The sequence below is a fragment of the Bacillus sp. Y3 genome (assembly GCF_008123875.1).
Classification (GTDB): domain Bacteria; phylum Bacillota; class Bacilli; order Bacillales; family Bacillaceae; genus Bacillus; species Bacillus altitudinis.
Window position 1 is genome coordinate 247,170 of record NZ_VSSC01000003.1, and the last position, 24,581, is coordinate 271,750.

At 41.0% G+C, this 24,581-nt stretch carries 31 protein-coding genes; 7 read left to right on the forward strand and 24 right to left on the reverse strand.

Annotated elements, in window-relative coordinates; translation table 11 throughout:
• Positions 1-8 precede the first annotated feature (8 nt).
• The 17 genes from FXF70_RS06240 to FXF70_RS06320 all read right to left on the reverse strand — a co-directional run bounded on the left by FXF70_RS06240 (position 9) and on the right by FXF70_RS06320 (position 12,834).
• Positions 9-425: a stage V sporulation protein AB gene (locus FXF70_RS06240; protein ID WP_007501049.1), complete on the reverse strand. Its 417-nt coding sequence runs from the start codon at positions 423-425 to the stop codon at positions 9-11.
• Positions 415-1,035 (reverse strand): stage V sporulation protein AA, encoded by a 621-nt coding sequence (locus FXF70_RS06245; protein WP_046343891.1) that lies wholly within the window; start codon positions 1,033-1,035, stop codon positions 415-417. Before FXF70_RS06245 ends, FXF70_RS06240 begins: the two co-directional genes overlap by 11 nt.
• A 114-nt stretch (positions 1,036-1,149) precedes the next feature.
• Positions 1,150-1,917, reverse strand: coding sequence for an RNA polymerase sporulation sigma factor SigF (sigF, locus tag FXF70_RS06250; protein ID WP_007501051.1), 768 nt, complete (start codon positions 1,915-1,917; stop codon positions 1,150-1,152).
• A gap of 12 nt (positions 1,918-1,929) precedes the next feature.
• Entirely contained in the window at positions 1,930-2,370 is a 441-nt protein-coding gene (spoIIAB, locus tag FXF70_RS06255; protein ID WP_007501052.1) for an anti-sigma F factor, read from the reverse strand.
• A complete protein-coding gene (spoIIAA, locus tag FXF70_RS06260; protein WP_008344431.1) occupies positions 2,367-2,720 on the reverse strand; it encodes an anti-sigma F factor antagonist in 354 nt (117 codons plus the stop codon). The genes spoIIAB and spoIIAA overlap by 4 nt, the downstream gene beginning before the upstream one ends.
• A 157-nt stretch (positions 2,721-2,877) precedes the next feature.
• A complete protein-coding gene (locus tag FXF70_RS06265; protein WP_201297801.1) occupies positions 2,878-4,032 on the reverse strand; it encodes a D-alanyl-D-alanine carboxypeptidase family protein in 1,155 nt (384 codons plus the stop codon).
• A 158-nt stretch (positions 4,033-4,190) separates the two neighbouring features.
• On the reverse strand, positions 4,191-5,003 hold the full coding sequence (locus tag FXF70_RS06270) for a purine-nucleoside phosphorylase (protein ID WP_065460651.1): 813 nt from the start codon (positions 5,001-5,003) through the stop codon (positions 4,191-4,193).
• A gap of 11 nt (positions 5,004-5,014) precedes the next feature.
• A complete protein-coding gene (deoB, locus tag FXF70_RS06275; RefSeq protein ID WP_046343898.1) occupies positions 5,015-6,199 on the reverse strand; it encodes a phosphopentomutase in 1,185 nt (394 codons plus the stop codon).
• A 153-nt stretch (positions 6,200-6,352) separates the two neighbouring features.
• Positions 6,353-7,243: a site-specific tyrosine recombinase XerD gene (xerD, locus tag FXF70_RS06280; RefSeq protein ID WP_017357921.1), complete on the reverse strand. Its 891-nt coding sequence runs from the start codon at positions 7,241-7,243 to the stop codon at positions 6,353-6,355.
• 6 nt (positions 7,244-7,249) lie between these two features.
• Positions 7,250-7,477 carry a YqzK family protein gene (locus FXF70_RS06285; protein ID WP_008344420.1) on the reverse strand — a complete coding sequence of 76 codons (228 nt, stop codon included), beginning with the start codon at positions 7,475-7,477 and terminating at the stop codon, positions 7,250-7,252.
• A gap of 117 nt (positions 7,478-7,594) precedes the next feature.
• On the reverse strand, positions 7,595-8,047 hold the full coding sequence (fur, locus tag FXF70_RS06290) for a ferric iron uptake transcriptional regulator (RefSeq protein WP_003215577.1): 453 nt from the start codon (positions 8,045-8,047) through the stop codon (positions 7,595-7,597).
• Positions 8,048-8,168: 121 nt separating this feature from the next.
• Positions 8,169-8,813 (reverse strand): stage II sporulation protein M, encoded by a 645-nt coding sequence (spoIIM, locus tag FXF70_RS06295; RefSeq protein WP_019743100.1) that lies wholly within the window; start codon positions 8,811-8,813, stop codon positions 8,169-8,171.
• A 115-nt stretch (positions 8,814-8,928) separates the two neighbouring features.
• Positions 8,929-10,059, reverse strand: coding sequence for a S8 family peptidase (locus FXF70_RS06300; protein ID WP_008344415.1), 1,131 nt, complete (start codon positions 10,057-10,059; stop codon positions 8,929-8,931).
• Positions 10,060-10,170: 111 nt separating this feature from the next.
• A complete protein-coding gene (locus FXF70_RS06305) occupies positions 10,171-10,392 on the reverse strand; it encodes a hypothetical protein (RefSeq protein ID WP_008344413.1) in 222 nt (73 codons plus the stop codon).
• Between the two features lie 267 nt (positions 10,393-10,659).
• Positions 10,660-11,112: a GNAT family N-acetyltransferase gene (locus FXF70_RS06310; protein ID WP_008343848.1), complete on the reverse strand. Its 453-nt coding sequence runs from the start codon at positions 11,110-11,112 to the stop codon at positions 10,660-10,662.
• Positions 11,099-12,280, reverse strand: coding sequence for a TIGR00375 family protein (locus tag FXF70_RS06315; RefSeq protein ID WP_148780000.1), 1,182 nt, complete (start codon positions 12,278-12,280; stop codon positions 11,099-11,101). Before FXF70_RS06315 ends, FXF70_RS06310 begins: the two co-directional genes overlap by 14 nt.
• Positions 12,277-12,834: an NUDIX hydrolase gene (locus FXF70_RS06320; protein ID WP_024718940.1), complete on the reverse strand. Its 558-nt coding sequence runs from the start codon at positions 12,832-12,834 to the stop codon at positions 12,277-12,279. Before FXF70_RS06320 ends, FXF70_RS06315 begins: the two co-directional genes overlap by 4 nt.
• 168 nt (positions 12,835-13,002) lie before the next feature.
• Here FXF70_RS06320 and FXF70_RS06325 point away from each other — a divergent pair, with 168 nt between their 5' ends.
• Positions 13,003-13,929, forward strand: coding sequence for an aldo/keto reductase (locus FXF70_RS06325; RefSeq protein WP_046527214.1), 927 nt, complete (start codon positions 13,003-13,005; stop codon positions 13,927-13,929).
• 192 nt (positions 13,930-14,121) lie between these two features.
• Here the strand turns inward: FXF70_RS06325 and FXF70_RS06330 are convergent, their stop codons facing one another.
• Positions 14,122-14,409 (reverse strand): LCI fold-containing protein, encoded by a 288-nt coding sequence (locus FXF70_RS06330; RefSeq protein WP_148780001.1) that lies wholly within the window; start codon positions 14,407-14,409, stop codon positions 14,122-14,124.
• Between the two features lie 296 nt (positions 14,410-14,705).
• Positions 14,706-14,930 carry a YqkE family protein gene (locus FXF70_RS06335; RefSeq protein WP_008343840.1) on the reverse strand — a complete coding sequence of 75 codons (225 nt, stop codon included), beginning with the start codon at positions 14,928-14,930 and terminating at the stop codon, positions 14,706-14,708.
• A gap of 119 nt (positions 14,931-15,049) precedes the next feature.
• Here FXF70_RS06335 and FXF70_RS06340 point away from each other — a divergent pair, with 119 nt between their 5' ends.
• The gene (locus FXF70_RS06340; RefSeq protein ID WP_079919587.1) at positions 15,050-15,979 is read left to right on the forward strand and encodes an alpha/beta hydrolase; all 930 of its coding nucleotides are present in this window, start codon (positions 15,050-15,052) and stop codon (positions 15,977-15,979) included.
• 24 nt (positions 15,980-16,003) lie between these two features.
• Here FXF70_RS06340 and FXF70_RS06345 read toward each other — a convergent pair whose 3' ends face one another.
• From FXF70_RS06345 to FXF70_RS06355, 3 genes are all read right to left on the reverse strand, one after another.
• Complete coding sequence (locus tag FXF70_RS06345; RefSeq protein ID WP_024718943.1) at positions 16,004-17,266, reverse strand: response regulator aspartate phosphatase; 1,263 nt, start codon at positions 17,264-17,266, stop codon at positions 16,004-16,006.
• Positions 17,267-17,566: 300 nt separating this feature from the next.
• Positions 17,567-17,806: a YqkC family protein gene (locus FXF70_RS06350; protein ID WP_008343836.1), complete on the reverse strand. Its 240-nt coding sequence runs from the start codon at positions 17,804-17,806 to the stop codon at positions 17,567-17,569.
• A 12-nt stretch (positions 17,807-17,818) separates the two neighbouring features.
• Positions 17,819-18,145, reverse strand: coding sequence for an iron-sulfur cluster biosynthesis family protein (locus FXF70_RS06355; protein WP_024718944.1), 327 nt, complete (start codon positions 18,143-18,145; stop codon positions 17,819-17,821).
• Between the two features lie 257 nt (positions 18,146-18,402).
• Between FXF70_RS06355 and exlX the strand changes: the two genes are divergently transcribed.
• On the forward strand, positions 18,403-19,065 hold the full coding sequence (gene exlX / locus FXF70_RS06360) for an expansin ExlX (protein WP_262368821.1): 663 nt from the start codon (positions 18,403-18,405) through the stop codon (positions 19,063-19,065).
• A 17-nt stretch (positions 19,066-19,082) separates the two neighbouring features.
• Here the strand turns inward: exlX and FXF70_RS06365 are convergent, their stop codons facing one another.
• Together FXF70_RS06365 and FXF70_RS06370 are read right to left on the reverse strand one after the other, a co-directional pair.
• Positions 19,083-20,057 (reverse strand): GNAT family N-acetyltransferase, encoded by a 975-nt coding sequence (locus FXF70_RS06365; protein ID WP_148780003.1) that lies wholly within the window; start codon positions 20,055-20,057, stop codon positions 19,083-19,085.
• Complete coding sequence (locus FXF70_RS06370; RefSeq protein ID WP_007501073.1) at positions 20,054-20,533, reverse strand: GNAT family N-acetyltransferase; 480 nt, start codon at positions 20,531-20,533, stop codon at positions 20,054-20,056. The genes FXF70_RS06365 and FXF70_RS06370 overlap by 4 nt, the downstream gene beginning before the upstream one ends.
• Before the next feature lie 281 nt (positions 20,534-20,814).
• On the opposite strand from FXF70_RS06370, the gene FXF70_RS06375 reads away from it, so the two are divergent.
• The 4 genes from FXF70_RS06375 to FXF70_RS06390 all read left to right on the forward strand — a co-directional run bounded on the left by FXF70_RS06375 (position 20,815) and on the right by FXF70_RS06390 (position 24,466).
• A complete protein-coding gene (locus FXF70_RS06375) occupies positions 20,815-21,264 on the forward strand; it encodes a YfmQ family protein (protein WP_148780004.1) in 450 nt (149 codons plus the stop codon).
• Positions 21,265-21,405: 141 nt separating this feature from the next.
• Entirely contained in the window at positions 21,406-22,638 is a 1,233-nt protein-coding gene (locus FXF70_RS06380) for a DNA polymerase IV (protein WP_135226722.1), read from the forward strand.
• A gap of 15 nt (positions 22,639-22,653) precedes the next feature.
• Entirely contained in the window at positions 22,654-22,998 is a 345-nt protein-coding gene (locus tag FXF70_RS06385; RefSeq protein ID WP_017367544.1) for a YolD-like family protein, read from the forward strand.
• Positions 22,999-23,230: 232 nt separating this feature from the next.
• Positions 23,231-24,466 carry an MDR family MFS transporter gene (locus FXF70_RS06390; RefSeq protein ID WP_148780005.1) on the forward strand — a complete coding sequence of 412 codons (1,236 nt, stop codon included), beginning with the start codon at positions 23,231-23,233 and terminating at the stop codon, positions 24,464-24,466.
• Positions 24,467-24,581 lie beyond the last annotated feature (115 nt).

Consider the following 24,581-nt stretch of genomic DNA (forward strand, 5'->3'; position numbering starts at 1 on the left):
CCACATTTTTAAATATAAATAAGCCAATGAAATAGCGAGCCAAACACCTTCCCTAAGACGATGGCCATGAGCAGCAGCACAATTTTCCCGTCCATTCCAATTCTTTTCGTTAAGATAGGAAGTACATTTAACACTTCAGTGAGTGCGGCTGCAAGCATGCCAACAAAAATGCCAGATAAAAGACCGATCGGAAGCGCTAGCCATTTGGATAAATGCAAATGGACTTGACTTAAAGTAGCCCAGCCGCCAACGACCGCTCCACTTATCACGGCAGCCTCATATCCTTGAATGAAACGCTGCGTTTTCGTTAATTGCATTAATCGAGGGATAATACCAAGCACTGTGAGAAACGCCACAAATCCTGCCCCTACCGTTAAACCGCCGCCGAGCCCAACAAGCACCACAAAAAGCCATTTACCGATCATGGATATCTTTCAATGTTTCTTTGTTTTCATTGAGTGCGACATAATGATCAAGATCGAGCTGATATTTAAACATTTCCACTTCAAGCGGACTTGGCTCTTCGTTTAAACGCTTTTTAAACACATGATTGAAAAATAAAATCATGCCCAAACCGAGTCCAAAGCTATATGGAATTTGTAATAAATAAGGATGCTCAACCGTGTTTCCAGTAATCATCTCGTAAAGGCGGATATGCACAAGCCGCATACTAACATCCTCATGGAAATTCATGATGGCAAGGGCCGCTCCGACAAATAAGAGGAGCCATACAAACACGAATAATACGGGGGACAGTTGGCGTTTGCCTGTATCAATTTCAACAATGGCCTCTGAGCCTCCAACCGTTTGAATGTCGATGTCAGGCCACGCTTTTTTGATCGTTTTGACCACATGCATGATATCTAACACAACGATGTGACGATCCTTTTTGCTGACATGGTATATCGGCATTTTGCTCAGCTTTTGCACAGCACTGTCATCTCCAGTGATTTGGGCAATATCCTCTAAATAGATAAGCTGATCATTACCAGTCTTAATCCGATGGCGCAGCCGAATAAAGATTTGTCCGTCCATCCAAGTCACTTCCTATACGATGGGTTAAAAATAGTATGTGGTGAAAAATGGTTCTCATACTGAAAGAACTTGATTTACCGGTAATTACCACACAAAAAAAGCCAGCCGAATTGGCTAGCTGTCTTTTTGATCCATTTGCATTTGGATTTGTTTTAAAATTTTCTTTTCAAGCCGTGAGACTTGCACTTGGGAAATTCCGAGTCTTTCTGCTACTTCTGATTGTGTTTGGTCTTTATAATACCTTAAATAGACAATCAGTTTCTCACGCTCTTCTAATTCTTTAATCGCCTCTTTTAGCGCAATTTTATCAAACCATCTTTCTTCTGAATGATCGGCAATTTGATCGAGCAACGTAATCGGATCGCCGTCATTTTCATACACGGTTTCATGAATAGATGATGGTGAGCGGACCGCTTCTTGAGCGAGGACAACATCCTCAGGTGTGATGTCCAGATATTCAGCGATTTCCTGAACAGTCGGCATTCGTCCATGAGATTTAGACAATTCGTCCCTTGCCCGCCTAATTTTATTTCCAAGTTCCTTTAAGGACCTGCTGACTTTGACGGTTCCATCATCACGAATGAAACGCTGAATTTCACCAATGATCATTGGAACGGCATAGGTCGAAAACTTCACATCATAAGACAAATCAAATTTATCAACAGATTTCAGCAGGCCAATACAGCCTATTTGGAACAGATCATCTGGTTCATATCCTCTATTTAAAAAGCGCTGAACAACGGACCAAACAAGACGCATGTTTTTTTCTACGAGGAGGTCTCTTGCTTGTTGATCTCCGTCTTGGCTTTTTTTGATGAGCTGTTTCACTTCATCATTAGACAGCTGTGCTTTTTTTGCTTGCTTTTTTACCTCCACATCCATATGAGCAGCTCCTTAATTACAAAGCGCTTTGCTTTTTGATAGATGCTTTGTTAAGCGGATCGTTGTGCCCATTTCTGGAGATGAGTCCACCATGACATCATCCATAAAGTTCTCCATGATCGTAAAACCCATCCCGGAGCGCTCTAAGTCTGGTTTCGTCGTAAAAAGCGGCTGCCTTGCTTCCTCAAGATCTGAAATGCCCATGCCTTCGTCTCGAATCGTCAGATACACAATATGGTCATCCAGTGTGACGCTAATGTGCACCTTGCCGTCTGGATTCCCGTCATACCCGTGAATGATCGAGTTCGTGACCGCCTCTGATACGACGGTTTTGATTTCTGTTAGCTCATCTAATGTTGGATCGAGCTGAGCGATGAATGCTGCCACCGTTACTCTCGCAAAGGATTCGTTTTGACTTAAAGCAGAAAAAGTCAGATTCATTTCATTTGTCATGATGCCACCCCCAATGTTTGCAGCGCAGTTTGCTCCGAAGGCTCCATACGAATAATTTTAAACAAGCCGGACATATCAAATAAACGGTTCACTGCTGGCGAGATCGCACAGACGACCATTTCACCGCCAAGCTGTTTAATTTCTTTGTATCTTCCTAAAATCACTCCGAGGCCAGAGCTGTCCATAAACGATAAATCAGCTAAATTCAGCACGATGTGGCGAATGTCCTCTGTTTCCAAATAATTCGTCACCTTTTGTCTCAATGTCTCTGCGGAGTGATGATCAAGCTCCCCTGTCAACCGAATGCAAAGTACGCTCTCTTTTATTTGAAAATCAATACCAAGGCTCATCTTTTCTTCCTCCTTGCTCTATTTTCGGATAAAGAATGTTTCTCTTTCTTCACATGCAAATCCTTCACCATGACAAAACTAGTGATCATTCGTCACATTTAGATGTTCTTTTCGTTCATAGCAAAAAAGACTGCCAGTTGCAGCAGTCTTCCACCTTTTACTTCCATTTAACAAATTCGGCCATCGCCCGTTTGAAGAACGTCCAAACACCGGCTTTTTCCATATCTTCTTTCGCTTCAACAGGACTTTCATGAAGCACTTTTCCATCTTTTTTCAAGATGATGGTGCCAAGTTTCGTTCCTTTCGAAAATGGGGCTGTGACATCTTGAGTTAATTTAATTTCTTTTTTGATCTGATCGACATTTTCGCCTTTCTTCGTTAGAAGAGAAATCGGTTCAGACGTGACAAGCTGAATTTTTTTCTTTTTCCCTTTGCTCACTTTGATCTCTGCTACGTCTTGACCACGCTTGTACAGAGGATGCGTTGTATATTGACTAAAAGCGTAATCCAGCATTTTGACGACTTGGGCATTTCTGTCTTTTGGTGTACTTGCGCCGAATACAACAGCAATGACGCGCATGTTCCCTTTTTTAGCGGATGCCGTTAGACAGTATTTCGCCTCGCCTGTAAACCCTGTTTTCACCCCATCCACACCTGGATAAAATTTAATGAGACGGTTTGTATTCACAAGCCAGAATTTTTTATCCGTGTTCTGACGAAGATAGTCTTCGTATACACCTGTGAACTTGGTGATCTCTTCATATTTCAACAGCTCTTTCGCCATTTTTGCCATATCATGAGCCGTGCTGTAATGATCTTTTTCAGGAAGTCCTGTTGGATTTTGAAAGACCGTTGAGGTGAGCCCAAGCTCTTTTGCCTTTTTGTTCATTTGCTCAACAAACTGTTCTTCAGATCCAGCAATATGTTCTGCCATGGCAACCGAAGCATCGTTTCCTGACGCAATCGCAATGCCTTTTAGCATGTCTTTAACCGTCATTTCTTCTCCCGGTTCAAGGAAAATTTGTGAGCCTCCCATAGATGCTGCATGATCGCTCGTTCTTACTTTATCAGTCATTTTTAATTTCCCTTGATCCATCGCTTCCATGATGAGAAGCATCGTCATGATTTTGGTCATACTTGCAGGGGCAAGCTTTTCATCACTGTTTTTGTTGTAAAGCACTTTTCCCGTGTCACGTTCCATTAAAATCGCTGATTTGGCTTCATGCGCCAATTCTGATGTTTGTTTTTCTCCTGGCTTTTCAATCTTTTCTTTTGCCATCGCTGATGGTGAAACCATTGAGATAAGGATCATTAAAGTAAACAATGCACATATATGACGTTTCAAGTGGCAGACCTCCATTATCGTAATCCTTTCTATTTTTTCCTCATAAAGGCTGTTTTATTCAGAGATCGTTTGATTGCCATAAAAAAAGCCCTCTGTTTCATGAACAGAAGGCTTTTTCACGCGATCTATGAGAGTTGTTTGACAACTTCTTTCACTAAATCAAGGAAACTTACTTTCACTTTTTCCGTCACTTCGATCACTTCATCATGAGAAAGCGGCTGATCTAAAATACCTGAAGCCGCATTAGAGATGCATGAAATACCAAGTACTTTTATGCCTGCATGACGTGCTACAATCACTTCTGGCACAGTCGACATACCGACTGCATCAGCGCCAAGCGTTCTGAGGAAACGAACCTCTGCCGGCGTTTCATATGAAGGACCTGTCATTCCTGCATAAACCCCTTGCTGTACAGATATGCCTAAATGTTTAGCCGTTTTCTCTGCAAGTGCCAACAAATCTTTATCATACGGTGCAGACATATCAGGGAAACGAACCCCTTGACTGTCGTTTGGTCCAATTAACGGATTGGTCCCCATCATATTGATATGATCTGTAATCAGCATGAGATCGCCAGGATGGAAGGACGTATTCACACCGCCCGCTGCATTTGTCACAATACATGTCTCAATGCCGATTTCTTTCATCACACGGACAGGAAATGTCACCTGCTTCATATCATACCCTTCATAGTAATGGAAACGTCCTTGCATGGCACAAACGACCGTGCCTTTCAGCGTTCCAATGACGAGCTGGCCTGCATGCCCTTCTACTGTTGAAACAGGGAATCCAGGAATATCTTCATATTTCAATTTGATTGGATTTTCAATCTCATCGGCTAAAATGCCAAGACCTGAACCTAAAATCAATCCAACTGTTGGTACATATGTCGATGCTTGTTTAATGTATGCCGCCGCTTCTGAAAACTGTGCTCCCACGTGATTTCCCCCTATTTGAGTTGAGATAAAAAGCTTGTTCCGTATTTTGGCAGCGTTGATTTAAAATTATCTGCTACCGTTGCCCCAAGGTCAGCAAATGTTTTCGCTGTTGGTAGCTCATTCGCTTCTTGATGCTTTTTGCTGTAAGCAATAAGCGGAACGTATTCTCTTGTATGATCTGTTCCGTGATGAACCGGGTCATTTCCGTGATCTGCTGTGATCACAAGCAGATCATCCTCTTTTAATAGATCAAACACTTCAGGTAGACGTGCGTCAAATTCCTCTAGTGCCTTACCGTAGCCTTCTGGATCTCTTCTATGTCCATAAAGCGCATCAAAGTCGACAAGATTTAAGAAGCTCAGCCCAGTAAAGTCTATTTTCAGCGTCTCCACTAGCTTGTCCATTCCATCCATGTTGGATTTCGTTCTGAGTGAAGAGGTGATTCCTTCACCATCATAAATATCAGAGATTTTTCCGATCGCAATGACATCAAGTCCATCATCTTTCAATTCATTCATGACGGTACGGTCGAATGGTTTTAATGCATAGTCATGACGATTTGGTGTTCTAACAAATGCCCCCGGCTCCCCGACAAATGGACGAGCGATGATGCGCCCTACCATATATTTTTCATCTAAAGTCAGTTCACGTGCGATTTCGCAAATGCGGTAAAGTTCGTCTAATGGCACAACTTCTTCGTGTGCAGCAATTTGCAGCACAGAATCTGCTGAAGTATAAACGATTAAATCGCCTGTTTTCATATGCTCTTCGCCAAGCTCATCCAGAATTTCTGTACCAGACGCTGGTTTATTTCCAATGATGCCACGCCCTGTTTTTTCTTTTAATTCATTTAACAGTTCATCTGGAAAGCCGTCTGGAAAGACTTTAAATGGTGTGTCGATGTAAAGACCCATGATTTCCCAATGCCCTGTCATTGTGTCTTTCCCGTTGGATGCTTCTTGCATTTTCCCATAATACGCAAGCGGTTTTTCGTCCGCTGGAATTCCTTTAATTTCTTTAATATGACTTAGCCCAAGCTTCGCCATATTCGGCATATGAAGCCCGTTCATTTTTTCAGCAATATGTCCAAGTGTATCTGCACCTACATCATTAAAATCAGCAGCATCAGGTGCTTCCCCGATTCCTACTGAATCCATCACAATGAGGAAAATACGTTTATACTGATAATCAGGCATAAAAAAGCGCCTCCTTCAATATTCTTGTCCTTTCACCTTTCACAACTGGAGAGGTCAGACATCTCAAGTATAAACCGTTTTCAAGTCAATTGACAACCATAAACGGTCCAAACATAAAAAAGCATGATACACGTTCACCGTGCCATGCTTTACTTATGCCCTTGGATGGAATTTGTGATACACGTCTTTTAATCTTGTTTTTGTGACATGTGTGTAAATTTGTGTAGTAGAAATATCGGCATGTCCGAGCATTTCCTGTACGGCTCTAAGATCCGCACCGTTTTCAAGCAAATGTGTCGCAAATGAATGTCTGAGCGTATGAGGCGTCAATTCTTTTTGAATACCTGCTTCTATGGCTCGTTTCTTTAAGTTCTTCCAAAAGCCCTGCCGCGACATTTTTTTTCCGTGATGATTCAGAAATAAGGCATCGGCCGGCTGTTTTTTGAGCAGCTTGTTTCTGCCTTTTTCTATATACACTTCAATCGCACTTGTAGCAGCTTCACCAATAGGCACGATCCGCTCTTTTCTTCCTTTTCCAAAACAGCGGATAAACCCCATGGTCAGATGCACATCCGCAAGAGTCAGATCAAGCATTTCACTTACACGAATACCTGTTGCATATAAAAGTTCGAGCATGGCTTTGTCACGGTAGTCAAATGGTGTTTGCTGCTTAGGTGTATCGAGCAGCTTTTCTACCTCATCTAATGATAGAACTTTCGGTAATTTCCGCTCTGTTTTTTGTGATTCAATGTTCCATGACGGGTCATCTGTTGTCACTTTTTCACGGAGCAAAAATTGATGAAAGGAGCGTATCGATGATAGATGACGGACGGACGTTTTACTCGATTTCCCCTCGTCTTTTAACTGTTTTAAATAATGAATAATATGAAGGCGTGTGACGTCTTTTACATCTGTCAATTGTTCATGCGTCATTAAAAAAGACAAATAGCTCTGTAAATCTCTTTTATAAGAGACAATGGTATTTTCAGAGAGCCCTCTCTCTACTGTCATAAAATGAATAAAGTCGGATAATTGATCCTTCAATGGTTTCTACTCCCCGTTTTGATAAAAATAAATCAATCGATCCTGCCAGCTGTCTTGTTTCGGCTGATCCATTTCCATCACTTTTATCGCTGCACCTTCTGGTTTATCATAACGATGATAGCTTTCATATTCTGAATTTATCCATATCATAGCATAATAGAACAGGACGGTAAAACCAGTGAACAAGATAAATACTTTCATTACTTCACCTGTTGTTTTGAGCCATTTTCGCATGTTCTTCATGTCCTTTCTCGTGTTCTCATTACTTCAGCATATGCCAGGTGGGACAAGGAATATACAGCGAACATGCAAAAAACCTTTTCATTTTGAATGAAAAGGTTCCAATTCGGATTATTTGCCGGATTCATCATCATGACACCGGTGGCAAATACCATGGAATGTCAATCTATGATCCTTAATTTTAAATTTCCAGTCGCGTTCAATAATCTCTTCAACATCTTCTAATAAATCATCTTCTATCTCATCGACTGTACCGCATTCCATGCAGACAAGATGGTGATGGAAGTGAGCGGCTCCTTCTTTGCGAAGATCATATCGCGAAACGCCGTCTCCAAAGTTAATTTTATCAACAACTTTCAGTTCAGTAAGCAATTCTAACGTCCGATAAACAGTAGCAAGACCAATTTCAGGAGACTTCTCTTTTACGAGGAGGTATACATCTTCTGCACTTAAATGGTCTTCTTCATTCTCAAGCAGTACTCTTACTGTTGCTTCACGCTGTGGCGTGAGCTTATAGCTGGAAGAATGAAGCTGTTTCTTAATTCGATCAATCCGATTTTCCATTGACTTTCCCTCCTACGCCACATTACTTGATCATTATATCAAATGATGTGCAGAGAGCCAACTATAATCATTTTAAATTGATAAATAAATTGATTATTATTTAATAACGATTATAAAATCATCAAAACAGTACACCTGCCAGCTTTTTCATCAGCATGAATGATAAGTATGATTCAAAAAAGGACGAAAGAGCAGCGAGGGTTAAAATCATCAGTAGAACAGAAGCATACCGGCCAAACCAATGGATTGGCGCTTGACTGATGGTTTTTTTCATAAAAAGCTGACCAATTAAACGAATGGAGAACGCAATCGCACAAGTTCCGATCACTAAATACGCAGGAATGAGCAAGATATTTTGAGGAAGCACCGAGACAAAAGATAGAAAAAAACCGCTAAGCCCCATTTGATTGACCAAAAAACCAACAGTAAATCCAACTACAATCCCTTTTAAAAAAATCATCAGAAAAATAAGTGGCAGGCCAATGATGGAAATTCCGAGTATCCACATGAGGCCCAAATATTTCATATGATGCAAAAAGCTTTGCAAAAACATATCTTTTGATTCTGCTGCTTTCTCATTCGTCAGTTGACCAAAAAATTGATTTAAATAGTAGAATAAATCCTCTTTCTGACTCATTGTCATACTATTGACGATAATGGCTCCAAAAATGACGCCCATTAAAAATAGTACAGAAACAAACAAATAAATCGATAAATGATCTTTCACGTGCTGAAGAAGATGTTCTTTCCAAGACTTTTTCCGCATGCGCCTTCCTCCCAAATAGTAAAGGTTACTAGATTCTATGAGAGAGCAGACGAAACATGACAGTTTTATAAAAAGAAAAACGAGAAAGCAGCTGTACACCGCTTTCTCGTTTCCTTTATCGTGCAGCTTTTTGTACGTTCACAAGCCCAGCGCCATAATAAAAAGGTTCGCCAAGTTTTGTTGCCGTTTTTGTCAGCCTTTCACGCAATTCATCATTTGTCAGATTCGGATGTTTTGATAGAATGACTGCCGCAGCACCAGCTACATGAGGTGATGCCATAGACGTTCCACTCTTATATCCATATTCGTTATGAGGAATGGTACTTAATGTTGAAACACCTGGTGCTGATACTTCCACTTCTTCCCCAACAGAGGAATCAAAGGCTCTTTGCTTTCGTTGATCCACAGATGCGACTGCCATGACAGAGCTGTATTTGGCCGGGTAATCTATCGTATTAAGTGACCCGTAGCTCCCAGCATTTCCTGCAGATGCGACAATGAGAATCCCGTTGTCATATGCTCGATCTACCGCTTCTTTCAGCGCCTCCGATTCACTTGCTCCCCCCATACTAATATTGATGACATCCATCTCATTCTCAATCGCCCATTCAATGCCTTTAATGATCCAGCTATAGTAGCCGTCACCATTTTCATCTGCCACTTTCACCGCATAGATCGAAGCTTTTGGTGCCACACCAACGACGCCTACTTTATTATCTAATGCTGCGATCGTGCCTGCAACGTGAGTTCCGTGTTCATGCGGGTCAACGAGCGGATCGGACTCTGTTGGAACAAAGCTGACACCACCAGTTACATGTAAATCTTCATGCTTGCCGTCGATTCCACTGTCAAGAACAGCTACTTTGACATTCTGTCCGGCATATCCTCGTTTATGTACCTTTTGTGCTTTGATGCTTTTGATGCCATAAGGAACGCTTTGACCGCTTGTTTTTGCTTTTTGGTCTTCCTCAATAAAAGTAACTTCTTTTGCTTGATGTAGTTTTTCTTTTGATGCTTCGTTCAACGAAACTTTCATCATATCTATTTTCTCTATTGATTCTTTCACATGACCGCCGGCCTTTTCAACAAGCTGTTTTTGTGTTTTGTCTTGAACGGAAGAAGAAAAACCGATCATATACTCTTTTTTTGCTTGATCCTTTGCAGATACATCTGATGCGCCGAATGTCATCGATGCCAGTAGCATACTTGCCATACAAAGCCCTGCTCCAAATGATTTGACCTTCACGATACCCACTCTCCCTTTCATTTCTTTTTGTCATTTAACTACATTTTTAGACAAAAAGAAACGACCGTTTGTCCTATTTTTTAAAATTTTTCCAATTATTTGATCTACTTGTCACAAAAAAGCAAAATAAAAATGCTTATGATCCTGTTCATAGCGATCATAAGCATTCCTACCTTTATGTTTTTTCATCATATGCTGCAAGGCTTCTTGTTTTGTTTTTGTCTTTCTTTCGTGTGTACTAAAATGCGGCATATTTCCTCTCGATTGTTCTGGATTTCGACTGTGCTGCCTTTGAAGGTGTTCTCTCTTTTTCTTTGCTTTGCTTTTTCCCATTTCGCAAAACCCCTTTCGTTGTCGTTATGATACATGAAAGCACCTAAAAAAGATAGACGTATACACGTCTATCTCAAATTGTTGACAAAAGGCTAAAATGTACTTGATTTTAGCCTTTTGTCTTCTTTTCAGCGTGATAGAAAACCTTTGCAGTCTAGGAAGGACGAGCACCGGAGCAGAGCGAATTTGACATTCGTGAGCACCGGAGCGCAGGACTGACAAAGAATGCGAGGGTTTGTCTACACGCTGAGATAGACGTATACACGCCTATCTTTCTTTTCTCACCATATCAAGATGCGGAATTCCATCCTCATCATAACAATCTGAGACAGCTTCAAAGCCAAACGATTCGTAGAACGATTTCAAATAAGCCTGTGCTTGGATTTTAATCTTTGTTTCGCCTAATTCACTGAGCTTTTTTATCGCCTGATCGAGCAGGATCTTCCCGTAACCTTTTTTCCGGCCGGTCTTCGTCACAAGGACACGGCCAATGGATGCCTCTTTGTACATGATCCCGCTTTGGAAAATGCGGCAATAAGCGACAATCGTGCCGTTCTCTTTGGCGATGACATGCAGCGCCTCTTGATCACGATGATCAATTTCAGGATAAGGACATGTTTGTTCTACAACAAACACATTTACCCTTTCCATTAAAATCAAGTAAAGGTCCTCTTTAGACAGTTGTTCAAATGTGTGACATGTCCATTTAAGTTGATTCATGATTGATATCCACCTTACCGTAGACCCCGCCTCCGCCAGCGATCAGTCCAACTTCACCTCTTCTTGCTTTGATGATGTAATCGGCTGTTTTCTCAGGCAGGACCGTTTTTAATTCTTGTTCTGTTGCTTGATGAAGAATATTCATCTCTGTATGAAAGACAGCTTTTAACTTTTCTAACGTTTTGGCTCCAACACCCGGAATAAATTGAAGAGGAAGCTGGTGAACATAAGGAGGCCTTATTCCTTTGTCACTTTCTTGGTCAGCAAGCTCCTTTAACCGCTCACTCACCCCTTTTGTCATTCGGGTATGGCCGCATGCTTGGCACTTTTCTTGCTCCTGACTGTCAGGTCTTACCCCGCATTTCTCACAGGTCGTATGATAATACTTTCCGAGCCGCGGAGCGAGCCCATAATTTCCAGTGATGTTTCTGCCATCTTTTCCTTGAAGCGCTAGCTCGAATTCAGCAAAGGAGGCATGATCCATTCGGATCTTCGTATATTCCCGCGCAATTTTCCCTAAAGAATGGGCATCTGAATTTGTTAAAAAAGGATAACGGTTTAGCTCACTTAGCTGGGAGGCCATAGATGTATCACAGCTAAGGCCAAGCTCAACAGCATCAATGAGTTCTGGATCGAATACTTCGGTTAAAGACGTATTGACCCCTTTACCGTATAAACTTTTATGCGGCGTAAAAATATGGGCAGGAATAAATAATCCCCCTAGTTCCTTCACCTTATGCTGAAGCGTTCTCCCATCCACATATAACCGCTGTGAACTCAAATGCACATTTTTCATATGAAGAGAAAGCCATGCGGAAAACTCAGACATTTTACGAAGCGTGGGCATAAAGGCAAGCACATGAATCGGACCTTTTGATTGGTCATCATTGATTTCTAGCTCACTGCCTAAAAGCAAAACGGTCTTTCCAAATGATAAACCGCCATCGCTTAGTTCAGTGTACGTGCCTTCCTCTACACCTTCTATCAATTCTTCTAGGACTTCAGGAGATTGTGCATCAATCACACCAATCATCCCCATCCCTTTACTTTGAGACGCTTCAATGAGAATTTGGTCAATGGTCAGTGACCTTGCACCTGTAATTTTGACAGCCCTGCCTGTTCTTGTTCGACCAATATGAATATGGATATCTGCAAAGAATTCCCTCATTTTGTAGACTTAAGTACCTCTTGCAATTGTAAGTATTGAATGGCATAGGCTGTTTTCGCATCATAAATATGTTGTTTTTCGATGAGGTGCAGTGCTTCTTCTAGTGAAACTTCCATCACTTCGACAAATTCATCCTCATCCAGCTCTCGTTTCTCTTCAAGTGGGACCAGCTGATCGGCAAGGTAGATATGAACAATTTCATCCGCAAACCCTGGTGATGTATAAAAGGCGGTCAGCTTTTGGAGCGCCTGAGTTGTATAACCTGTTTCTTCTTCTAATTCTCTCAGTGCTGTATGTGCCGGCTCTTCTCCTTTTTCTAATTTTCCAGCCGGAATCTCAACGATGGCTCTCTCCAGTGCTTTACGGTATTGCTTGACCAAAATGATTTTATTTTCGTCTGTACGTGCAATGACTGCTACTGCACCTGGATGTTTAATGATTTCGCGTTTGCCTGGTTTTCCGTTCGGCAATTCTACATCTTCAAGAACCAAGTCAATGATTTTTCCGTTATATAATGTTTTTGACGATAATGTTTTTTCTTCAAAGTCCTTCAATTTTGTCAGCTCCTCGTTCTACTTTCACTTTTTACTTCATTCATTTTAACATAGATGTTTTAGGAGAAGCCAAAATGCGGATGCCTGCTTCAATGCGCCTTTTGAAATCACCTAGCTTGAATTCCAGAATTGTTTCACTTAATGTGAAAGGATAGGAGTGTGATTGAATTGAAAAAAAGACGAATTGGCACCTCTGATCTCTTGGTTAGTGAGGCGGCACTAGGATGTATGTCCCTTGGGACTGAAAAAGAAAAAGCGCTCTCTTTATTAGATGAAGCCATTGATCTTGGGATTAACTATTTGGATACAGCTGATTTATATGATTTTGGAACAAATGAGGAAATCGTCGGGGAAGCCATTAAGAACAGACGCCAAGATCTGATTTTGGCCACAAAAGGTGGCAACCGCTTTGAAAAAGGGAAATCTGGATGGGACTGGGATCCTTCAAAAGCATACATAAAAGAGGCAGTGAAACAAAGTCTGAAACGACTTCAAACAGATTATATTGATTTATATCAATTGCATGGCGGCACAATTGACGATCCAATTGACGAAACCATCGAGGCATTTGAAGAATTGGTTGAAGAAGGTGTCATTCGCTATTACGGCATATCGTCGATCCGTCCAAATGTCATTAAAGAATACGCCAAAAAATCAAACATCGTGAGTGTGATGATGCAATATAGTTTACTCGATCGCCGCCCAGAAGAATGGTTTTCTCTTCTTGAAGAACAAAGCATTAGTGTCGTGGCAAGAGGTCCTTTAGCAAAAGGATTATTAACTGAAAAACCCCTTTCGCAAGCAAGTGCTGCGATTCAAAAGAATGGGTATCTTGAATATTCATTTGAAGAGCTCCAGCAGGTCATTCCTTCGTTAAAGAATGTCGCTTATGACCTATCACTTACAGAGCTGTCCATTCAATACTTGCTCAAGCATTCTGCAGTCAGCTCTGTTGTTTTTGGCGCAAGCTCGGTGAAACAGTTAAAAGAAAATGTGGCAGCGGCAAATGCACGTTCATTAAGCGACCAAGAAGTAAAAGCTTTGTCATATTTCACAAAACAGTCTGTGTATGAGACGCATCGTTTGAATCAATAGAAAGCAAAAAGAGATCACTTGCATGCATGTGATCTCTTTTTAGCGTATGTATATATGGATGTATGTTTTCATGTTCTACGTGCAAATAGGAGAACAACTTGCCACTTACGTTTTGTTTCCCGTTTATCCAGTAGCAACGAGCTAATCAAGATTTCCTCTAAGACTGAGGGGCTAAAAGCCCCCGTTGACTAATTAACTTTTGCTGCTACTTTCATAATATCCATAATTTCCAGCTTTGCCTTTAAAATAAAATGTAGTACCGAAATTTTTGAAACTATTTGCAAAAACACCATTATCTGAGTACATACATAATCTATTCGTTTCTTTTTTAAAAGGAGTTTCGGAACAATCTACAATTTTAGTAGCCTTCGTACGCAGATCTGCATCCGTTGAATGATTTGTAGCAAGAGCTTGTCCAGAAATAGGTAAAAGCAAGCCTAAAGATAAAGCAACTCCAGTCATTGTTCTTCTCAATTTCATGTGAATCATCTCCATCCCCAAATTTTGTAATACACCTTAATTATAAGAGGAATGACTCTTTCCTAAAAGGGTCTTAACTACTATTTTTGGGATAAAAAGGAATTTAAGTAAATCAATACTCCTCTTTTTAATTTATCGTTTATAAAATACGTTTTGTTTTGGTTTGGTTTGAACGTAAAATCCTATTGGTAAATGAAGTGATACGAGGGAGTTAGACGTGTTTTCTCTCAGGCTCATGTAGTATGTATTCATCTCAATGATATAACATAAAAAAGGGAGCATCACCGCTCCCTTTTTTAACTTTTATACTTTCTCCAGTCTAAATGACTTTCATCTAGCAGCTCTGAGAAGCTTTTATTTTTTTCTTTTTCTTTCTGTTGCCGAAGGAGGTCTTGTCGTTTTTGTTCTTCTCTTTTTTCTGTCTCAGCGGCCAGGTTCTGCTTCATTTGAAGGAGCTGCTGTTTCACATCATCCTTTATGCCGTCCTTTAGCTTTGCTTGATCTTGATTGGTCTTTTTCACTTTGCCTCTCTCCTTTTGCTTTAGTGTATCATCCGTTTTATTTGCTCAGCAAGAGTCACGCCAAACTCCCAACATGTGGTATGATCTTCATAGAAACCCTTCGGAAAGGAAGAATCAGCTTGAAGAAGAAATGGCTCGCTATACTCGCCTTGGTATTATTTCCACTCGCTGCAATCGGCATTTTTTTTACCAATAAAATGATGTATATACGAAAATTAACGGATGAAGAGCTCATCAAACGAGAATCAGATGAAGGGCACTATCATCACGAGGAGTTTCAACAGCTGCAAAAAGAGAAAGTTTGTATTCCTTCAGCATTTGGTTACGATCTTCATGGCTATTTTGTACCGCTCCCTCATACAACACGCACCATCGTTCTTTGTCACGGGGTTACCGTCAGTTTGATCAATTCCGTGAAGTATATGAAATTATTCCAAAAGCTTGGATGGAATGTGCTGCTTTATGATCATAGAAGACATGGGATGAGCGGCGGAAAAACAACGAGCTATGGATATTATGAAAAAGAAGATTTGGCTCAAGTCGTCAAGTGGCTGAGAAAAAAGCTTGGGGAAAAAGCAATCATTGGGATACACGGAGAATCGATGGGCGCAGTCACAACTTTATTATATGCTGCAAAACCGGATGCAAACGCTAATTTTTACATCGCTGATTGTCCTTTTGCTTCTTTTGAGGATCAGCTTCTGTATCGATTAAAAACGGATTTTCGTCTTTCAGGACAGTGGATTCTTCCACTAAGTGATCAAGTGTTGAAATGGCGGGACGGATACAGCATTCGACAAGTTTCTCCACTTGATGTAATCGACCAGGTGAAAGAACCTATCCTTTTTATTCATAGCCTCCATGATGACTATATCCCTTGTGAGCAAAGCGAGCAGTTATACGCACGCAAAAAAGGTGATAAACGGCTATTTATTGCGCCACATGGTGCGCATGCGATGTCTTATAGTGACAATAAGGAAGTCTATGAACAAGAGGTCGAAGCATTTCTGGAAGCATTTCAATTCAATCAAAATGAAAGAGGAGAATGAACAGCCGTTCGTCTCCTCTTTTTGCTAACTTATACGATAGTCACCACTGTTGTATGGTGTCTGCCCGCCAGCTCCATATGGCTCTCTTCCGATTGCTGCTGACTCATGACCGATAACCCTGCAGTTGCTGCCAATAAAAGAACTATCAAACTCATTTTCATATAAATGACCTCCATTTTGAATTTTTGATATGGCTTGAATTTTCCTTTCGTAATAACGGGTAGAAACTTCAAATAATCCAAGCTCATTATAATAATGAGCCGCATCAAGTGCCAGTTCCTCAATATCTGGGTATAAGCGCTTGTCCTCCAACAAATCTAATGTATCGTCTATGATTTTTATTTCTGCATCAACGTATAATGCTTTTAAAAACTGAAACTTGCAGATGTAAATTTCATCTTCTAATTCACAGGCTTTCATAATACCTTGTTGATAGAGGGTTAACGACTCTTCTATTTGTTTTTGTTTAAACAGGATTTGGGTCAGCATAAATAGTGGGTCTAGAGAGCGATTCAGATGGGTTAAATTCTCCTTTTCAAACACTTCAAGAGAGTCTTTGAGATAGCGACTTGCTGTAGCAAGATCGTTCATTTGGTAATAGCAGTTACCTAAGTTGAAAAGGGCCGAACCTATGACTCGAGGGTTTCCAATTGAGCGTGCTCGCTTTAGAGCATTTTTAAAGTAGGGCAATGCATGTTCATAGCATTTCAAATCATCATAGTTTGCACCGATGACAAATTCACAGTGGATGATTCTCAGCGTGTACGTTCTGTAGGCAGAGTACGTATCTAACGCTTGCAAAGCATAGTGCATCGAAAAGTGGGTTTGTTTCATGTGGTAGTATATTTCTGCTAATTTAAAATAAAATTCTGCTCTTTCTATATCATCTGATATGAGATTGAGCTTTTTTTCTGCGGAACGGTAATAAGCAATGGCGCTCAAATAGTTTCTCTGTTCAAATTCAAACATTCCTGTAAAAAAATGAACATAGTATTCAAGCATATCCGTTAATTTGGTCTGCGAATGTTCAATTGTTTCTAGAAGCTTCTTAATCTCCTCATCATTCGAGGCTTTTTTTGCCGGTTCAAAATATTCAAGCATGACCTTATGTCGAAAATCCATCAGCTGGTAAAAAAGCAGCAAGTTCTGATCTTGCTCCATCTCAAGGATTTCCTGCTCGATCTCGGCCTTTAGCTTCTCTGCTTTCATGACATGAAATCCGCAAATCTGCCTATACCATTCGTTTATTTTGATTCCAACCTGAGGCGATGACAGCTTGAGCTTCAATTCACCTTAGCACCTCCCTCCTCATGTACGATACATGTTGTATTCTATCATATTTCCTCGAATGGAAGAAATATGAAATGTCGTTTTTCGTAAAGTTTTCGGTATCCCGCAATAACCGCTTCCATTGCCGATTTTTCGGCATTTACAGTCTCTATTTTTCTCTTTCTACTTTTCTCATTTTGTCGAAATGTTTGTTAAAAATGACTTTTTATCGTTGAAAAATCTCATTTTTCTAATTAGACAGGTCTCCTGTTTGATGAGATGATGATGGCACAAAAAAAGCCCTCTTCAGCAAAGGGCTTATAACACATCTGTTACGTGTTCCATATTCTCTTTTATCCAACTGACTGCTAATTCAAGCGTTGGAAATTCTTCCGTTTCAAATGTGACTTCATCTTGGAGAAGCCAGACGTCCTTTTTTACTGAATCCATTCCACCGATCGACCAGTGCAAAAGGCTATATGGATGATTATTATTTAAAAACGACACCCACGTTTTATTTTGTGCCGTATTTTGTATCACTTTCAGCTTTTGATCCACTACGTTTCCACCTTACTTTACAAGTATACCCATTCTCGGGCTGAGTATTTGTTGAGGACTTTTCAACATAAGTGTATTGGCTTTTTCATTAAAATCAATCGTCATTTCCTCGTCAAAAAACACCTTTTGTGCTGTGTGTATATATAGTTTTAAATGTTGGCTATTTTTAAGTGGTTCCCATTCACCTGTTCTTTCACTTGTTAACCAAAGCATTGGTACGCCACTCACTGCACAGCCACAACCTTCTGAATCGTAGCGAAGCAGTAACTCCTTCGTTTCGTTTCCTGTTTGCTGTTTTTCTATATACGTTTTAGCCAGTTCTGTGATGTGAATATACATGGCGAACATCCTTTTTAAATTGATGCTTACATTGTAACACATAAAACACCATAAAACATGACACACGACTAAATCCGAAAGTCACACTCTTTGAAATACACCCTCTTCTCACTATGATTATATCTATCTATTGGCTCTTTCTGCATCCTGTTTTTTAGAATTATACTGATGACTCTATCAATTTTAAAAGAAGAAACAGGAGGTTTTAGATCGTGAAAAAAAGATTATTTCTCTGCTTTATCGGGGCGCTGATATTGATGTTGAGTTTCACTATGCCCGACATGAAAGCGGCATCTATCCTTGATGAAGTACGAGAAAGCTATGCGACTTATACGAGATCTGGTTACTCAGGGGGCGCCGCTTTATTAGATCCTATTCCCTCTGACATGAAAATTACAGCTTTAAATCCCCATGACTATAACTATAAAGGGGTAAATGCGGCACTTGCAGGGGCTTACCTTGAAGTAACGGGGCCAAAAGGAAAAACCGTTGTGTATGTAACCGATAAATATCCAGAAGGAGCAAAAGGAGCTCTTGATCTTTCTCCTAATGCCTTTACCAAAATTGGCAATATGGAAGATGGGAAAATCCCAATTAGTTGGAAAATTATAAAAGCACCGATTAGCGGAAATGTAGCTTACAGAATAAAAGAAGGTAGCAGTGAGTGGTGGGCTGCGATTCAAGTGCGCAATCATAAATATCCGGTTATGAAAATGGAATATTACAAAGATGGACAATGGGTGAACATGGAAAAGACCGACTACAACCATTTCCTTGGCTTTCATATGGGGTCTACATCTCTTCCTGTTCGAATCACAGATATTCGCGGGGTCATAGTAAAGGATCAATTACCCGCTCTTCCATCTACTGCTGCTTCACAGGCCTATATTGTAAAAGGCAATGTTCAGTTTCCTAATTAACGAGATGAAGAGGCAGCTTATTTAAGGGCTTCCTCTCTTCCTTCTTTATCCCAGCGATATGCCTCATTTTCTATTTCTTTTATGATTTCATTCTTTCCCGCCATATAGCTTTGTATATCTTCCGGATACTGTTTTGCTAATTGTTCCTTGACAGACGCATACGCTACAGCTCGTTCTGGGTGGACTCTTAAGTAATCTCGAAACAATAAATGTCTTTTCACATCAGGATGATTTCTTTCATACACATGGACATGATGCGTACGATTCAAGCCACCCTTTTGAAAAAAACGTCTCCCTTTTATACCATTTTCACCGAGCACTTCGTATCCAAGGTGTTCAAATCTCTCTTTTTTCCTATCAATCTCTTCTATATCGCTTACTTCTATTAATATATCTATAATTGGTTTGGCAACAAGTCCTGTAACTGACGTGCTGCCAATATGGTATCCTTCTATCCAGCTCTTTTGAATGATTTGCTTGAGTCGCTGCTTTTCTTGACGGAATTCTTCATGCCATTCTTTTTTGAATTCGACAACCTCAACCTTGCGTCGCGGTGTCCATTTCATTTTTGATAGGGTGAGCTCTTTTGCCACATGAATCACATTTGTTTCAAAAAACCCCAATTTTTCATATAGCCTTTTTGCAGGGGTGTTTTCTTGCCCTGTGGTCAGTTCTATCGGGACATTCTTCTCCATAATTGTCGACATAAGTCTTGTTCCAATACCCTGCTTTAGCGCTTTTGGATGCACAGCCAATCGACTAATGATCAAACAATCTTTCAGCTCTTCATAGGAGACTACACCTAATAAGAGATCATCTTGCTCAAAACCAATAAATTGCTCTTTTGCTTTCATGACATCTTGAATGGTCTCTTTTAATGGCGGAAGATCAGCATAGCCAATTTGTTCAGCTTCTTGTTGGTATGCAGCTAGTTGAATATGTAAGATCTGCTTTGCTACATCACTTATTGTGTGATCTAAATGAACAATCATTTCATTGCCTCCAGCTTCTTCACAAATAACACACGGTCTTCATGAATGCCATCGTAATCTGAAAAGACTGAGATGCCATCTACTGTTTTATCTCCCTTTTCTATCTGAAACCCGAGTTTTGTATGGTAAGCAATGGAGACTTTATTGATAGGAGCTGTGACAGCTTTAATGGTTGTTCTTCCTTCCTTTTCAGCCGCTTCATAAAAAGCTTGATAGAGGATTTTGCCTATCTTTAATTTACGGTGATCTGGATGGACGCCAACAAAGTGAATATAGGCTTCATCCGAATGAGATTGCGATAAAAAGCCAACCAAAAAGCCGATCAGCTCTCCCTTTTCAACGACAACAAAACTTGTTTGCTGGAAATGTTCAAAAAAGAGCTTTGGCAATTTTGCACGCAAATCTCTGCCTCCCCACCAGCTTTGAATGACGGATGTGACTGCGTAAAAATCTGACGGTTTCACTTGACGTATCATGATGGCCTCGCCCCTTTTTCCATTTTGGCTTTCCTTTGATTCGTTTTTTCTCAAAAATGCGATTGTTTCAATAGTCTACTGTCTGATCAAATGGTTGTAAAGACAGTATGCCCGTCTTTTTCATGTTCACTTGTTGGTTCTTCGTCTTTCAGCCGTCATCTCCTTTTAAATCTTCACACTTATTTCAAAAAGTTCACTTTTTGTGCGAAAGTTTCATTCATTTGTTATGTTAAGATGGTTCATATAGGAAATGGTACAAATGTTTATTGGAGATGATGAGATTGGTTTGGGTTGTTATTTCGCTTGTTGTGTTTAGTCTTTTAAAGCTGCTTGTCACCTCTTTGCCTTCTGGTGTTGTTGAGCGCCTTTTTAGCCGCTACGCCGTACATGCTAAAGTAACAAGTGAGCAAACAAATATTACTTTTCAAGGTCGTTCGCTTGATGAGCAGCCAGCATCTGAAATCATTCAACATTTTAATGATGCGATCTTTATTGAACGCTATTATATTTACCCTGGTGATGAAGAGCGCTTTCTTCATCCGAATGAAGGGCCAGCGCCGCTTACTATGCAAACAAAGCATGGGAAACATGATGTCACCCTTTATCTATTCCATTATGATGACCATGTGGATGTGGTTCGGCAGTTTACACATAAGCCAAAGAAAAAGCTGATGGCTTATCGTCTGCGTTCTGAACCGCTCCAAACATTCCACAACATGGCACATGCCTAACAATCGTTGCAGCAGACGAGACGAAGTGTTCATCACTTCGTCTTTTTTGTATGGACAGCTTTTGAATGATTTACCAGTATGAATTTCACCTCATGTTGTTTACAATAGATACAGAACATACGTTCTAAGAGGTGAAGTACAATGAATGAACGAGCCATTCTGCTTGTGGATATGCAGTCATTTTATGCATCAGTTGAGAAGGTGGAGGCGCCTCATTTGGAGAATGTGCCGCTCATTGTCTCTGGAGATCCAGAACGAAGAAGCGGAGTCGTCCTGGCAGCCTGCCCTCTCGCGAAGAAACGTGGCGTACAAAATGCATCAAGGTTATGGGAAGCACAGGAGAAATGTCCTGAAGCAGTGGTCGTACGTCCACGTATGCAGCGCTATCTCGATATCTCTGTCATGATTACAGAACTGCTTGAACAATACACAGACCTTGTCGAGCCATATTCCATTGATGAACAGTTTCTTGATATTACAGGCAGTCTTACACTATTCGGCTCTCCACATGAGATCGCTCAACATATACAAACAACGATTATGAACCAGACTGGCATTTACGCACGTGTGGGCATAGGCCCTAATAAAGTGCTCGCTAAAATGGCCTGTGACCATTTTGCCAAAAAAAACAGATCCGGCATCTATGAACTGAGTGCCGACCGGGTTGCTGCTGATTTATGGCCGCTTCCCATTGGAAAATTATTTGGCGTCGGCAAACGAATGGAGCATCATTTGAAACGAATGGGCATCAGTACCATTGGCACACTTGCTACTTATCCGTTAGACCGATTAAAAAAACGCTGGGGAATCAATGGGGAGCTTCTGCAGCGAACAGCTTTAGGACACGATCCCTCCCCAGTCACTATTCACACACATGATCAGCAAAAAGCCGTTGGGCATCATATGACCCTTCCCCGTGATTACGCATCTTTTGAGGAGATCAAAGTTGCTCTTCTTGAATTGAGTGAGGAAGTCGCTAGGCGGGCACGTTTTAAGCATTATCTCGGTCAAACGGTGTCTGTTGGTGTAAGAGGGACTGATTTTTCACATCCAACAGGCTTTCATCGACAAATGAAGCTTCATTCACCGACACAGTATGGCTCAGATATTGCAGAGGCGGCGATTCAGCTATGCCAGCAGCACTGGGATGGCCAGCCCATTCGCAGTGTAGGCATTACCCTCTCACAGCTGCAGCCTGACAGCCACTATCAGCTGACTTTATTTGATCATCATTTGAAGAAAGATCAACTCAGCAAAGTATTTGATAAAATCCATCTGAAATATGGACCTGCGGCATTATTGCATGCTTCGTCACTGACAAGCGCAGGGCAGGCATATCACCGCGCCGAAAAAATTGGCGGGCATTACAAATAACGGAGGCGAACAAGCATGAATCCCAATAAATTAACACCTGGATACAACATCATGTGGGAATCAAGCCGAATGATGCTACCAGAGCACCGGGAGCAGCTTCTTGCTCAAAAACGAAAGAAAAAAGAATATACACCTCTACCGCTCAGCTCCGATCAGCTAGAGGAAATGAATGTTTTGATCACACAGTCGATTACCGAGGATCAAGCGATTTGCGTGACATATGTCTCATCCGGCATGAAAGCACAGTTTTGGGGCTGGGTGAAAGCCATTCATTATGAAACACGCCAAATGAAAATCGTGAATGACGAAGATGTTCTAAACCTTTCCTTACATCAAATTATTGCCATCGATCTCAATTGATTTTCACAAAACGAAAACATGATCATTGAGAAAACCCGCTTCGTTTTTCTGAAAAAATCATGACCCATCAAGGCTTAAAACCTTGAAAACGAGGCATATGCTCTTCGAATGAACGGAACGGTTCAAGCTTCTCTGTCATTTGACGGATGACTCCTCCATCAAATTGTGTATTTAATTTGCACAATTTTTCATGTATGATTGGAACATCTTACAAACTCAGGGGAGACACAGCATGAAAAATAACTTACGCACTTTACATCCACTTAGTTGGACGATCATCATCGGCACGATATTCGGCCGAATGGCGACATCCATGAGCATTCCCTTTCTAGCCGTTTATTTGACACAAGTCAAAGGCGCCTCAGCCTCTTCAGCTGGATTGATCATTGCCGTCAGCTCTCTTATTGGGATTGTTGCGAGTTTTTACGGCGGCTATGTTTCCGACCGAATCGGCAGAAAAAAGGTCATGCTTTTATCCATCTTTGGCTGGACACTTGTCTTTGTTGGCTTTGCGTTTGCAGATGCCATTTGGGTCTTCTTTTTTATGAATGCTTTAAATGGACTGTGCCGGGCGCTGTTTGAACCAACGTCTAAAGCACTCTTATCCGATGTCACCCCATCGAGCATTCGGTTGTTTGTCTTTAACTTACGGTATACGGCCATTAATATTGGTGTTATTTTCGGCCCGCTGCTTGGCTTATATCTCGGGTCATCAAAAACGACTTTTCCATTTCTCGTCGCTGCCCTCATTTACTTGTTGTACGGGTTAACGCTGGCATGGCAATTTCAAAAGCATCCAGTGGCTGCTCCAGAAAGCACCAAACAAATCGGCGTCAAAAAAGCTCTTTCCATTATTCAGAAAGATACGGTCTTTAGCATCATCCTCATTGGCGTTACTTTATGTTCATTTGGCTATTCACACCTAAGCTCAACACTGCCTCAATATTTATCGGCATCCCCTATGATTGAGGATGGCCCTAAACTGTTTGGGTATCTTTTATCCTTAAACGCAGTGGTTGTCATTGTCGTTCAGTACCCGCTGATTATGATCGCTAAGCGCTATTCAACGATTTTGTCGTTAACGACTGGGAACGTGCTCCTAGCAGGCAGTTTGTTTGCCATTGCTTTTTCACAAAGTCTCGGTACGCTTGCTTTTATCATTGTCGTGTTTACGATTGGTGAAGTGCTGCTCTTTGCGATGATGGATCTGTTTGTAGACAATATTGCAAAACCTGAAGTGAAAGGATCATACTTCGGCGCAATGGGGTTTTCTCAGCTCGGCAGCGTCGTCGGACCGTTTGTCGGAGGATTGTGTATTGACTTATTTGGCGCAGTCCATCCCCTTTCTATTTTTTCAGTCTTGGCGATTGTCACCGCTGCAGGCGTTCCGTTTTTACTTATCGGATACTACCGCCTAAAAAAACGAACGGCGGCTGCCGTGGCTGTGAAAGTAAGTGGAGGTCATTAAAAAACCGCTCTCAATTTGAGCGGTTTCAGCGTGTAGACAAACCCTCGCATTCTTTGTCAGTCCTGCGCGCTAGTACTCACGAATGTCAAATTCGCTCTGTGCCAGTGCTCGTCCT